The sequence below is a fragment of the Verrucomicrobium sp. 3C genome (assembly GCF_000379365.1).
In the GTDB taxonomy this organism is placed as follows: Bacteria; Verrucomicrobiota; Verrucomicrobiia; order Methylacidiphilales; family Methylacidiphilaceae; genus Methylacidimicrobium.
Genome location: NZ_KB901875.1, coordinates 1,769,317 through 1,781,124 on the forward strand (window position 1 = coordinate 1,769,317; position 11,808 = coordinate 1,781,124).

11 protein-coding genes are annotated in these 11,808 nt (G+C 61.8%); 5 read left to right on the forward strand and 6 right to left on the reverse strand.

Annotated features, from left to right (window positions below; translation table 11 throughout):
• The 3 genes from A37A_RS22030 to A37A_RS21405 form a co-directional block, all read right to left on the reverse strand.
• A partial coding sequence (locus A37A_RS22030) for a reverse transcriptase domain-containing protein (RefSeq protein ID WP_343122725.1) occupies positions 1 to 221 on the reverse strand: 221 nt, incomplete at its 3' end.
• 6 nt (positions 222 to 227) lie between these two features.
• A complete protein-coding gene (locus tag A37A_RS19250) occupies positions 228 to 827 on the reverse strand; it encodes a reverse transcriptase domain-containing protein (RefSeq protein WP_020494234.1) in 600 nt (199 codons plus the stop codon).
• A gap of 96 nt (positions 828 to 923) precedes the next feature.
• Positions 924 to 1,181, reverse strand: coding sequence for a hypothetical protein (locus A37A_RS21405; protein WP_020494235.1), 258 nt, complete (start codon positions 1,179 to 1,181; stop codon positions 924 to 926).
• Between the two features lie 294 nt (positions 1,182 to 1,475).
• Between A37A_RS21405 and A37A_RS0109355 the strand changes: the two genes are divergently transcribed.
• Together A37A_RS0109355 and A37A_RS16805 are read left to right on the forward strand one after the other, a co-directional pair.
• Entirely contained in the window at positions 1,476 to 2,999 is a 1,524-nt protein-coding gene (locus A37A_RS0109355) for a peptidylprolyl isomerase (RefSeq protein ID WP_018291247.1), read from the forward strand.
• Positions 3,000 to 3,149: 150 nt separating this feature from the next.
• Positions 3,150 to 4,052: a vitamin K epoxide reductase family protein gene (locus A37A_RS16805; RefSeq protein ID WP_020494237.1), complete on the forward strand. Its 903-nt coding sequence runs from the start codon at positions 3,150 to 3,152 to the stop codon at positions 4,050 to 4,052.
• A gap of 22 nt (positions 4,053 to 4,074) precedes the next feature.
• Here A37A_RS16805 and A37A_RS0109370 read toward each other — a convergent pair whose 3' ends face one another.
• From A37A_RS0109370 to A37A_RS16810, 3 genes are all read right to left on the reverse strand, one after another.
• Entirely contained in the window at positions 4,075 to 6,606 is a 2,532-nt protein-coding gene (locus A37A_RS0109370) for a TonB-dependent siderophore receptor (RefSeq protein WP_018291250.1), read from the reverse strand.
• A 109-nt stretch (positions 6,607 to 6,715) separates the two neighbouring features.
• Positions 6,716 to 7,828, reverse strand: coding sequence for an LptF/LptG family permease (locus tag A37A_RS0109375; protein ID WP_018291251.1), 1,113 nt, complete (start codon positions 7,826 to 7,828; stop codon positions 6,716 to 6,718).
• 31 nt (positions 7,829 to 7,859) lie between these two features.
• A complete protein-coding gene (locus tag A37A_RS16810; RefSeq protein ID WP_018291252.1) occupies positions 7,860 to 8,489 on the reverse strand; it encodes a DUF3365 domain-containing protein in 630 nt (209 codons plus the stop codon).
• Between the two features lie 181 nt (positions 8,490 to 8,670).
• Between A37A_RS16810 and A37A_RS0109385 the strand changes: the two genes are divergently transcribed.
• The 3 genes from A37A_RS0109385 to A37A_RS0109395 all read left to right on the forward strand — a co-directional run bounded on the left by A37A_RS0109385 (position 8,671) and on the right by A37A_RS0109395 (position 11,805).
• Positions 8,671 to 9,426: a YSC84-related protein gene (locus tag A37A_RS0109385; RefSeq protein WP_020494239.1), complete on the forward strand. Its 756-nt coding sequence runs from the start codon at positions 8,671 to 8,673 to the stop codon at positions 9,424 to 9,426.
• 142 nt (positions 9,427 to 9,568) lie between these two features.
• Entirely contained in the window at positions 9,569 to 10,879 is a 1,311-nt protein-coding gene (locus A37A_RS0109390) for a TolC family protein (RefSeq protein ID WP_040888844.1), read from the forward strand.
• A 47-nt stretch (positions 10,880 to 10,926) separates the two neighbouring features.
• Positions 10,927 to 11,805, forward strand: a complete 879-nt coding sequence (locus A37A_RS0109395; RefSeq protein WP_040888847.1) for an efflux RND transporter periplasmic adaptor subunit — start codon at positions 10,927 to 10,929, stop codon at positions 11,803 to 11,805.
• Positions 11,806 to 11,808 lie beyond the last annotated feature (3 nt).

Here is an 11,808-nt window from a genome sequence, read left to right on the forward strand (position 1 = left end):
TGGTGGCGGCAGAGGATCACATAGTCGTCGGCGTACGATACGATGTGCGCCGCCCACTTTGCAGCCCATCCTTGTCGCTGCCATCCCAGGATAAACCGCCTCATATAGAGGTTGGCCAGAAGCGGAGAGATGGGAGCCCCTTGGGGGGTCCCTCGCTCTCGATCCTTGGCCTGGGTCGTCCGCCGTTTTCCTCCCCGCTCGTCTTCTTCCTCGACGGGCATTTCCAGTCATGTCTTCAAAAGAGCAAGCATGACGCCGTCGGATATCCGCCGGGCCAAGCTCATGTTCACGGCATGGTGTGGGATGCTGTCGAAGTAGCCGGAGAGGTCGGCGTCGATCACCTCGGTGTAGCCCGTGTTGAGGAGAGCATGCACCTTCTTGACCGCATCCAAGGCGCTTCGCCCTTCCCGATAGGCATACTGTTCTTCTGCTAAATCCACCTCGAAGATCGGGCTTAACACGAGGACCGCTGCCATCTGTGCCACCCGATCCCGTATGGTTGGGATGCCTAAGGGCCTCCGCTTCCCGTCGGGTTTGGGGATCCATACCCGCCGAACCGCCTCTGGCCTATAGGTCTTGTTTCGGATTTCTTCCGCCAATCGGTCCAGCCACCTCTCTACCCCTTCTTCCTCGATCCGCTCGAAGGTCTGCCCATCGACTCCCGCTGCCCCGCCGTTCTTTCGGCAGAGCTGCCAGGCGTAGGCGAGCACATCCTCCCGGTAGAGTTTGTCGTAGAGGGAGTAGAAGCGATAGGTCGGACTTGCCTTCGCTTTCTCCTGCAACGTCATCTGGAGCTTCCGAACACGCAAGGGAGGTGCTAGACTCATCGCCAATCTCCGTGCTCTCGCTCCTTCGTACGTTTCCCTTGAACTAAGGCCCCTTCCCTCCCTCGGACTTTCTTCGAGCTCCCAGGTACTGTGGACCTATCCGACTCCCACCTGGTCCCGCTTCGGCCCCTCGCGGGGCAGCGGTCGGTCCGCTCGGGGTCTACCCGAGCTCCCGGCCAAGTGGGCCTCCCGTGTTGATGCATCGTCCTTTGCCCGCATGCCCTCGCCCAATACCCCGGCGGCTCTCCCCAGTGCATCGATTTGCTCTCCTTCCCAGGAAGACAACGGCCTTCGCTTCTCTCTCACGAGCTCGGCGTCCGCATTGCCCGTTTCGAGGCTTTGTTCAGCGTTCACTTTCCTTAGGGCCTGCTTGCTCGCTGACCCGCTTCCCGGGCCTTTTCCCCCAGAGGCTTCGACCGCTGGCGTTACCACCAGTAGCCGCTCCGAGTGCTTCCGGCTGGAGCAATCGTTGCCGGGTGGAGATCACTCCCTCTCCACTGGGCGATGCACCCTTTTCACGGCGCACGAGCGAGGCAGGCTAGACGGTGGCCGTTTCCCCCCGTGAAAAGCCGGGATTTGCGATCAAGGCTTTTTTTTCTCGGAACGTTATGCTATCGGCGATTGCCGAAGGAATCAGTATCCGCTGCCATGCTCAAACTCTTCCGCTCCCATTCGGGTTTTCTCGTCCTGATTTTAGGGATAATCGGCCTTTCCTTTCTCTTGTTTTACAATGTTCCCGCTCTGAGCCGATTGCGCAGCGGTTCGCTGGGTAAGATCGCAGGAGAGAAAGTTTCTCTGGAGAGCTTTCGGCTCTCTCGGCAGGCCGCGGAGTTCGAGATGGCGCTTTTTTCGGGAGGCCGTCTCCCTCGTCAAGTCGGTGCGGATCGTCTGCTCAACGAGATTGCCTGGGGGAGGCTGATATTCCTGGCCGAGGCGAAGCGACTCGACTGCGTCGTACCCGATGACCTGGTCGTTCGGGCAATCGAGGCACTCCCCTTCCTGCAAAAGGAGGGCAAGTACAGCGAAGAGCTCTACAATCAGTTCGTGAACCAGTTTCTTGGCGCGCGAGGAATCAAGGGTGAGCGGTTTGTGGAGATCGTCCGAGAGAACCTCCTCATTGATCAGGTCAAGCTTTCGCTCGTCGCTCCGATCCAAGTGGGGCCTGGAGAAGTGGAGAGGGTCTATCGGTCCGACTTCGGCCCGGCGAAGCTGAGCGTCGTTCGGCTGGCCGCGGAGCAGTTCCTTCCGTCGATTACGGTGACTCCGGAACAATTGGAGGAGGAGCTTCGGCGACACGGGTCAGATCCTTCCCTCCGGGTCCCCGAGCAGCGGAAAATTGCGTTTGTGGAGTTTGCTCTCTCTCCGGAACAACGCAAGCTTCCCGACAAAGAAAAGAAGGAGGCGGAAGAGAAGCTCTTGCAGCGAGCGGAGGATTTCGCGGCGGCGCTGAGCCGGGAGGAAGGGAAGAAGGGGGCTTTTTTCCAGAAAGCGCAGGAGCAGGGGCTAACGATTCGGGAGATCGGGTTGTTTTCCGAGGAGAAGCCTCCGGATCTGCCCGAGGGCGACGGGCCAGGCTTGGCCGAAGCGGCCTTTGCCCTCTCCGAGGATAATCCGGTCAGCGAGCCGGTACGGGGAGCGGCAGGCTTTCGGGTGATGGTGCTGACAGAGGTGGAGCCGAGCCAGGCGCGGCCGCAAGCGGAGGTTCGCGAGATCCTGAGGCAGAAGCTGACGGAACGGCTCGCGTTGGAGAAGGTCTTCCAGGAGGGAAAGGAGCTGACGACAAGCCTGAGGAAGGATCTGGCGGGGGGAAAGCGCTTTGGCGATCTCGTCCGAGAAAAGAGGTTGGCGGCGGAGACGCTAGTCCATTTTGTCCCCGCCGAGCCTTCGAAAGAGCTGCGGGATGGCGCGGAGATTGCGCTCGTGAGTCATCTCCTCGATCCCGGAGACCTCAGCCCTTTTACGCCGGTCCCGGGTGGAGGGATCCTCGTCTACTTGGAGGCCCGGGATGCTCCCGCTGTTCCGGAAAGCAAGGAGCTCCGGCGTCAGATCGAGGAGGGGCTCCGCGAAAGCCATCAGCAGGAATTTTTGGAGGAGTGGCTCACGGAGCAGAACCGGAAGCCGGGGTACCAGTTGCCGAAGGGCTTGGCGAGCATGGGGCAGGAGGAGCCCTGATCCCCTTTTGGGTGGAGCTCTCCTTACGGGGGGTGTTTCCCGAAAACCGTCTCTCGTCCGGCAGGCGAATCCAGGGCGGAGCAAGATCCGAGAAGAAGAGGGCGAAGAGCGCCTACGTCCGAATCGGCGGTGGGGCAAGGAAGGTGGGCAATGTCGGGTAGGTCTTCCTCGGACCCGGCCATCAGGGCAGGGGGCATTCTTCGCCCGCTCTTTGTGGGTATCGCTCTCGCCGGAATGGCGTTGGCCGGCTACTTGACGGGGCTGCACTGGTGGGGGAAGCTTCCGGCAGGCTGCCGTGTCGACGGGGGCTGCGGAACCGTCTTGACGAGCGCCTGGTCAAAGCTTTTTGGCCAGCCGGTGAGCCTGTACGGGTTTGGCCTTTACGGGGCGCTCGTGGGTCTCTCGTGCCGGCGCTGGACCGCTGGTCGGCGGGGGTGGGCGCTCGGCCTCCTCCTCTTCGGGCTGGTGTGGAGCGCTCTCTTTGTCTCGGTTTCCCTCTTTGTGCTTGGGGCGACTTGTCCTTATTGCCTGACTTCGGCTGGCCTTTTGTTGGCTCTCTTCGTCCTGCTCCTGGTTACGCCGGGGGCGAAGCCGGGCCGCCGCTTCTGGTTCGGCTTGCTGCCCATCGTCCTTGTCCTCGGGAGTTCCTCCGCCGCTTGGTTTCACTTCTCGGCCATCCGCAGCGAGCAGGCGGCTCGCGCCGCGATGGTGGCCAGGCAGCAAGGGGAGGATCTCCTCTGGCTTCAGGATCTGGCCAAGCACTTGGAGAAGAGCGGGGTGAAGTTCTACGGAGCGACCTGGTGTAATCATTGCCGCCTGCAGCGTGCGCTCTTTGGAAAGGCGGAGGAGCTGCTCCCCTTTGTTGATTGCGCCCCCGACGGACGAGGGGGCCCCATGGCCGCGCCGTGCAAGGAGATCGGAGTCCGGATCTTTCCCACCTGGACGATCGGCAGTCGAAAGTACGAGGGGATCTTGACGCCCGAAGCCTTGGCCGAAGTTACAGGTTTTCGTCCCCGGCCTCTCCGGAAGGGAAATCCTCCGGCCGAACCGTGAGAAGGGCGGAATAGCCTGCAGGCTAGAACTTCCAGGCGAAGGTTCCTTGGACCCAGAACGGCAGCCCCGCGACGATGCCCCCATAGTCGTTGGTGCGATCCGGCATCGAGCCGATGGCGTAGGGGAGCCAGTAGGGCTCGTTGGTCAGATTGTAGATCCAAAGAGAGACTTCCCATTTCGGCTGGGCGTAGAAGATCCGGGCGTTGAGGAGATATTGCCAGGGGATCGCCGTGGCATAGTTGTACCCGAGGAACTGTTGGCTCATCACCAGCGCGCTCAGGGTCGCCCCGAAGCCTGAATCGGCCTGGTAGGTGACCATGGCGTTGAGGACCTGCTGGGGCCAGCCGATGAAGGGATAGGCGCCGGGCGGATAATTGCCGTTATTGTTGAGCGGGAGGTCGGCCCGAAGGGCGAGGGCGGTGGAGTAGGTCTGCGACATGGGTGGCCCATAGGGCAAGCCGGACCAGTCTTCGACGCCGCGCGCAAAGAAGTAACCCGCGCGCATCCACCAATGGCGATCGGGTTGGTAGGTGAGGTTGGCTTCCAGCCCGGTGACGGTCGCCGGAGTAGGCGAGACATCGACGAAGTTGAAGAGGGGGATTTGCTGCGAAAAGCCGGCAACCGAGGCATAGAGCTTGTCGTGAAGAAGGCTCCACTTGAATCCTCCCTCGAAGAGCTGCTCTTGCAAGTCGAAGGAACTGTTGGGGAGGCCGGTCGGGTAGACGTTGAACCCACCGACCGCCCCCACGTTGGCGACATACATCCAGTTGTAGGTGAAGTAGGCGGTCCACCAGGGATAGATCTTGTAGACCGCACTCGCGTTCACCATGGGAAGCTCTTGGATGGTTTGCGCTTGCACGAAGAGCTCGGGCGGGGTTCCGGGCGGGGTCTGGCTCGAGACGAAATAGGTGGTGGCACGGGCGCCGAATAAGAGCGAGAGCTTGTCGGTGATCTGGAGATCATGCTGATAGAAGGGCGCGAGGGTCCAGTAGTTGGAGTCGGTTGTTCCGGCGCTTCCATTGAGCGGCTCGAAGTAGACGCCGGGCATTCCCGGAATCGGCCACTCCCCGCCTCCCGGAGCGGAGGGATTGCGGATCAGGGATCGGAAGAAGGCGGTCTGGGTGAGGTTCCAACTCGTCGGGTTGGTGCGGAGGATGTCCCAGGCGTTCGAGCTGCCGAACCACATTTGGGATTCGTAATCCAGGTTGTGCTCGAATCCCCATTCCACTCCGGTATCGATCTGGTGTTGGAGCAGGAGCTTGCCGAGGAGCCCGCTTTCTAGGGATGAGCTTTCCTTCGATGGGCCGATCGGGGTGGCGAACTGGGCGAGGAGTTCGGTGCGGTTGTCGATTTCGTAATCCCCCATGGCGACTTCGGTATAGTAGGCGGCCGGAGCCACCACCGAATTGCGCCCGTAATAGGCGAAGGTGTTGTTGCGGAGCTGGAGGCCCTCCCCGAGCTGGAGCCGCTGGACGAGCTGGACGAATCCTGTGTAGCCGAGTCCTTGGGATTCGGGGTTATTGGCGATCATCCTGCGGCTGATCGGCTCCAAGGGGCCTGCGTAGGAGGCGAAGCCGGGATTGTTGATTGTCCCGATCTGGACTTGGGAGACGGGAAGGGAGCCGGTGCTGTAGAGGCCGTTTTGGATGAGAGAGCTGGTCGGCCGGTTCATCCACTCCATCATCGGGGTGAAGTCGTAAGTTCCGAAATCCGAATAGAGGTCGACCGAGTAGTTGTCGGTGGGTCGGGCGCCCAGGGCAAGGTAGACGTTCTGCTGGTCGTTGTGGACGTCAGGCTGGTAGTAGCTTCCGTTCTCGATGCCCATGTAGCTCAGCCGATAGGCGACCTTGTGCTCCTTGTCGATCGGACCGCCGATGTCGGCTCCCCACATGTAGTTTTCGTACATGCCCGTCGTATCCCACATCTGCCCGCGAAATCGGTCGAAATAGGGCTGTTTGGTGATGTAGTTGACCGTTCCGCCGGCCGCTTGCTCCTGTCCGAAGACGGCATTGGCCGGCCCCTCGGTGATGTCCTCCGACTCGACCATGTTCCAGTTGAAGGGGGTCAGCGGCATGCCCGCTTCGAGAGCCGTGAACTGGATTCCATTGATGTAGGGCTGTGCGGCCATGCCCCGGACGGAAGGGGCGGCCATCATCCCACCGCTGTTTTCGCTGATGGCGCCCGGGATCAGGAACGCGGTGCTCAAGGGATCGATGTAGCCTTGGGCGGTCATGCCCGAGGAGCGCATCATCGTCTGGTTGATCGGGGTCACCTGCCGCGGGGTGTCGAGGACCGAAAGATCCAGCCCGTAGACCGAGGAGCTGTCGGTCGGCAGAACGTCCGATTCGGGGGAAGACGTGGCGGTCACGGAGACTTCGGGCAGCACGGTCGGAGTTTCCGCAGCGGGGGCGGACGGCTCGAAAGGCTCGCCGTAACCCGCGTTCCCGCAGAGGAGGAAGAGAGAAAGGAGTGCGGCAGCCGAACTACGGAAGATTCCGGAGCCTGGGCGGGGTGGAGGCAGGGAAAGTCTGGATTTCCGCCGCCGAGGCCTCATGAGGCCCCAGAGTAGAAGAGAGGATGAGAATCCGCTATCGCTCTCTTGCGAATTTTTGACGGTGGATTGCGCCTCGGGTTCGAACTTTGTGAGGCATGCCGATGCCGACTTACCCCGTCAGCAGGCGTCGGGGCTCGATGCCGAAGAGCGGAGCCAGCCGGGAAAGCCCGAAGAATAGAAAGCCGGCGAGCGGGATGCTCACGGCAAGGGGGGCGGGAAGACGGGAGCCCTGACCGAGGATCAGAAAGAATCGATAGATGAGGAAGAAGGCAATCAGAATGAAGATCGCGTGGAAGACGCCCGCGGTCGGATGCCTCCGGTTGAGCCGGGCTCCCTCCGAGAGGCCAAGCAAGAGGAGGACGAAGGCGGAGCAGGGCTCGGCGAAGAGGTTGTAGAATTGGATCTTATAGGGAGCCAAGGTCTTTGTCGAGAGGTGCCCCGGCTTTTCAATCAGCTTCCAAAGCTCCCGGGCGTCGAGGTCGCGCGGCTTGGTCTGAAGGGCCACCATGCGGTGAGGGGGAGTATTCCAGGAAGGCCGCGAAAGCTCGGGGAACCAGGTGGAGCTGCGAAAATTTCCCGTTGCGTCGTAGTCGATGCGGTTGACCTCGGTGAGGACCCAATGGTCGTCCTGCCACCGGCCCCTGCGGGCAAAATATTTCTTCTGATCGACGCCGAGGGCATTCTGCACAATGACCTCGAGGTTGTAAGCCTCCTTCGCCGCCAGGTTGATCTCCTGAAAATACCACGTTCGATGGTGGGCCTCCTCCCGGAAGATCATTCCACGGAACGAGGTTGCCACGGAGCGATTCCCTTTGATCTGCTCCATGATCTGGTCCCGCTTGGCCTGGGAGTTGCCGCCGGGACCAAGCTGCACCGCGAGGAGCGCGGCGGTCAACCCGATGCCGACGATGAGGAAGGGAAGGAAAATTCTGCTGAGGGGAACGGAGCAGCTCTGCATCGCGATCAGCTCGCTGTGCCGCTGAAATTGCATCAGGCAGTAGAGGGCGGCAAAGAGAGTCGCAGGCGGGGCGACGATGATCAGAGCCGCGGGCAGGAAAGCGGTGTAGTAGGAAATCACGATCGCCGTGGGGGTCTTGTTCGTAATGAAGTCTTCCAGCGAGCCGAACAGGTCGGCCAAAACCAGCAGCGAGAGGAAGCCGAGGATGGAAAAGAGAAGGGGCTTGAGAAAGGAGGAGAAGAGGTAGCGCGTAAGGATCTTCACCGGGCTTGGAATCGTGCGGAGGGAGGGCCGTTCAGGGGAGGGTCAAACCCACGACGACCAGGCCGCGGAAGTCCCCGTCCCTATAGCCGACCGCTTGGTCTTGCGGGTAACGCTCGCGGAGCAGGGCTTTCACATCGGACGAGAGGGCGGCCGGATCCGCGTGGCACGAAAGGCAGAGTGCGGCAACGCGGATTGGCTGATAATAGCGGTAGGTCGTCTTTCCCGCCGTCTCCACTTTCTGCAGAAGGTCCGGCGGGAGAGGCTCGTGTCGCGATTCGGCTTCCAGGTAGATCTGGAGAGCTTGCCGTTCCGCCGGGTCCGGGGCATCCGCCGGATTGCGCAATCGGTTGGAGGTGCGCTTCAAGGAGAAAACAGCACCGGACGGGCGCGCCTCGTCGCGCACCTGCTGGGTAAGGGCCGGTGCTTGGATCTGGCAGACCGAGATGGCGTCGACCGGTCCCCCTTTCGCCAGGGCATGGGTGAGTTCTTCCCGGATCGTCCGGAGGAGGGTCCGCGCGACCGGTTGGGCGATGGCGCGAACCCGATCGCTCTCCGCAAGCGTTGGTTGGAGGACGACCGGTTCATCCTGTGCTTGAGCCGAAGAGTGCTGGACGCTCAGAACGAGGAGGAGCGGCAGCAAGATCGAAAGAAGAGCACTCATGCGCTACCCCGAGCGGGCCGGAGAACCGGGTTCAAGTCTGCCTCGGTTTGCGCCATGAGGAAAGAAAAACCGAGGCTCGATCCGGCGGGAGTTGCGCTTGCTTTCTCCTGTCCGGCGAGTCACAAACGGCAAGCGGGGTGAGCAGGGAAGGAGACGAATCGGGCGGCAGGGGAGGAGGGCGGTGAAGGTCAGAGGCGCTGTCGGCATTCTAGGAGTGATTCTGCTCTGGAGTGGGTTCGGGATAGAAAATGCCCGCGCTTGGAACCTCCAGGATAGCGTTGTGCAGTCGGCTGAGATCATCCGCCGGTTCAAGTCGCTCCCCGAGGGGGGGATTCCCGAGGCGGTTTTTGGCGATGCCAAGGGGCTGGCGATTCTCACGGTGATCAAGGCGGGATTTCTGGTGAGTGCGCGGGGCGGCAGGGGCTTGGTGATCGGGAGGACGGGACAGGGTTGGTCGGGACCCTCGGCGGTGGCTACCGGAGGTCTTGGATTTGGACTCCAAATCGGCGCCGAGGTGACCGAGTTCGTGCTCGTCCTCAACACCCCGGAAGCGATTCAGGCGTTCGCCCGCGGCGGCAACGTAACCCTGGGTGGGGATATCAGCGCGGCGGCAGGCCCAGTGGGCCGTACCGCGGAAGGAGCGGTCACTCCCTTTGCCGCAGTTTACACCTATAGCCGCAGCCAGGGGATCTTCGGAGGACTTTCGCTCGAGGGGACGGTGATCGCCGAGGCTCCGGAAACCAATCGGGAATACTACGGGCGGGAAGTCAATCCGGAGGACATTCTCGCAGGGAAGATCCAGCCTCCGGCAAGGGCAAAGATCCTCGTCCAAGCCCTCGAGAAGCCCTACAACCGTGGTGATTTCTCCAAGAAGCCGGCGACGCAGGACCAGGCACCAAGCGCCGAACACCCTGGAGATTTCTCGCCGGCGAATTAGGAGTTGTAGAAACTTCTCCTCCGGGAACAAGATGCTGGCGCAGGCCGGACATTCGACTTCCGGGAAAGGAGTGCTCGGGCGGAGCCGGGGGAGGGCAAAGATGTTGAGGCGACGGTTTGGCGCGGGAGCTTGGCGCATAGCCATGAACTTCCTGCGGTGCTTCGGCGCGCTGGCGCTGGTCGGCCTGTTCGGCCTTTGGCCTTGCCGCGCCGAGGATCTGCTTGAAGTTTTTGAGCAGGCGACAAGAAAGGATCCCATCCTGGCGCGGGAGAAAGACCTCTTTAACGCGAATTCGGCGGGCGTTTCGGTGGCCCGCTGGGCGCTCGGACCGAAGATGCAGGCCTATGGTGGAGCGGGGGTCGCGAGCCTCAACCTGTCCTTCGGGAACGTCTTCAGCCTGGCGACCGGCACCACCGCCGAATACTACACGGTGCTCCTGACGCAGCCTCTTCTCGACGGGCAGAGCATTGCGGCGTTGCGGGTCGCGAAGTCGGAAGTGCAGGCCCAGCATGCGATGGTCCTTTATCAGGAACAACAGTTGATCCTCCGCGTCGTCCAGGCCTACCTGACCGTGCTTCAGGCCGAAGCCAACCGGCGGGTGGCCGCCGAGCAGCAGGAGCTCTTCGAGAGCGTCTGGAAGCAGGCGAGCGCTTTTCTCGCCGTCGGTCGGGGCGATGTCATCGCCGCCTCGGAAGCGAAGGCTCGCTTCGATGCAGCGCAATCGACCTTGACGACGGCCACCAATGCGGTCGGGATCGCCCGAAAGGTCTTGGAACGGATCACGCATGGCCCGGTCGGGAAGCTCGTGGATGTCGGGGTGCTGAAGCCGCTGGGGCCGCAACCGGATCAAATCGATATCTGGAGAAAAACCGCGGTCGACAATCAGCCGCTACTCCATCAAGCCCGCTCCCTCCTGACGGCGGCGGTCCAGCAGATCGAGCAGAACCGGCGCGCCCAATGGCCCGTGCTCTCCGTGGTGGGATCGTCGGCGGCTCTCGGGGTGAATGCGGTGCCGCTCAACATCATGTCCGAAGCGGGCTTCCTCACGCTTTCGGTTCCCCTCTTCGACGGGCAGATCGGCGCTCGGGTCAAGCAGGCGAAGGCCCAGGCGCGGGCGACTCAACGCTATCTCGATAATACCGTCGATCAGGTTAAGCTCGACACGGAAGAGGCCTTTTTGAACTTGGAAAGCAGCGTTCCGCAGCTCCAGAGTTCAGCAACTGCCGTGGAGTCGGCGAAAACGAGCTTGGACGGCACGCGAAAGGGCTACGAGATCGGAACCCGTTCGATCGTGGATCTGCTGACCGTGATTACCGATTATGGGAGCGCGCGGCGGGACTACTACGTCGCCCTCTACAACCATCTTCTCAATCGAGTGCAATTGAAGGGTGCGGCGGGCGTGCTGACGGTGGAGGACGTCCGGGCCTTGAACGAACTCCTCAAGAAGGGATAGAGGGGAAGGCGATGGCGAACCATCCCGTTGCACAAGATCCGCGAGCCATGAATCGAAAGCGCATCGTTGGGCTGATTCTGATCGGGATCGTCTTTCTGGGGGCCGTCGCCGGCACCTTGCTCTGGCTCCGCGCAAAGGCCGAATCCAAGGAGTGGCTGACCTTTTACGGGAATGTCGACATTCGCGAGATCCAGTTGGCCTTTTACGATGAGGGCCGCATCGAGCGGATGTTGGTGCAGGAGGGCGATCGGGTCCGGAAAGGGCAGATCCTCGCGGAGCTCGACATCTCGCGGCTGGACGATGCGGTGCGAAAGGCGGAGGCGACCGTTCGGGTGGATCAGGCCGCTCTCGAGAATGCCGACATCACCTTTCGACGGACGGAAGCCCTGGCAAAGGATCTCTATGTTTCCCTTCAGGATCGAGATAATGCGGTTGCCGTGTTGAAGGAGGCGCGGGATCGGCTCAAGGCCGACGAAGCGGCTCTCGTCCTGGCCCGAAGGCAGCTCCACGACGGGAAGCTGGTGGCGCCGAAGGAGGGCGTCATCGAGGTGCGCATTCTGGAGCCCGGGGACATGGTGACCCCCCAGGCTCCCGTGTTTACCGTCGCGCTCGACAATCCGGTCTGGGCGCGCATTTACGTCCCCGAGCCCGACCTCGGCAAGATCTTCCCCGGGATGAGGGCGGAGATCTACACCGACAGCTATCCGGGACGGGCGTTTCCCGGCTGGATCGGGTATATTTCACCCACGGCGGAATTTACTCCCAAGAACGTCGAAACTCCGCAGTTGCGGACGAGGCTCGTCTACGAGGTGCGCGTCTACGCCTGCAATCCGGACTACCGTCTCCGATTGGGGATGCCGGCGACGGTGAAGATTCGGAGAAACCAGCCCTATCCGCCTCCTCCTCCTCCGTGCACCGTGGAGTAAGGA

Excerpts from the sequence above, each read along its gene's own strand:
- A37A_RS0109355 (WP_018291247.1), top strand. The coding sequence starts at position 1,476 with ATGCTCAAACTCTTCCGCTCCCATTCGGGTTTTCTCGTCCTGATTTTA.
- A37A_RS0109395 (WP_040888847.1), top strand. The coding sequence starts at position 10,927 with ATGAATCGAAAGCGCATCGTTGGGCTGATTCTGATCGGGATCGTCTTT.
- A37A_RS0109390 (WP_040888844.1), top strand. The coding sequence starts at position 9,569 with ATGAACTTCCTGCGGTGCTTCGGCGCGCTGGCGCTGGTCGGCCTGTTC.
- A37A_RS16805 (WP_020494237.1), top strand. The coding sequence starts at position 3,150 with ATGTCGGGTAGGTCTTCCTCGGACCCGGCCATCAGGGCAGGGGGCATT.
- A37A_RS19250 (WP_020494234.1), bottom strand. The coding sequence starts at position 827 with ATGAGTCTAGCACCTCCCTTGCGTGTTCGGAAGCTCCAGATGACGTTG.
- A37A_RS0109370 (WP_018291250.1), bottom strand. The coding sequence starts at position 6,606 with ATGAGGCCTCGGCGGCGGAAATCCAGACTTTCCCTGCCTCCACCCCGC.
- A37A_RS16810 (WP_018291252.1), bottom strand. The coding sequence starts at position 8,489 with ATGAGTGCTCTTCTTTCGATCTTGCTGCCGCTCCTCCTCGTTCTGAGC.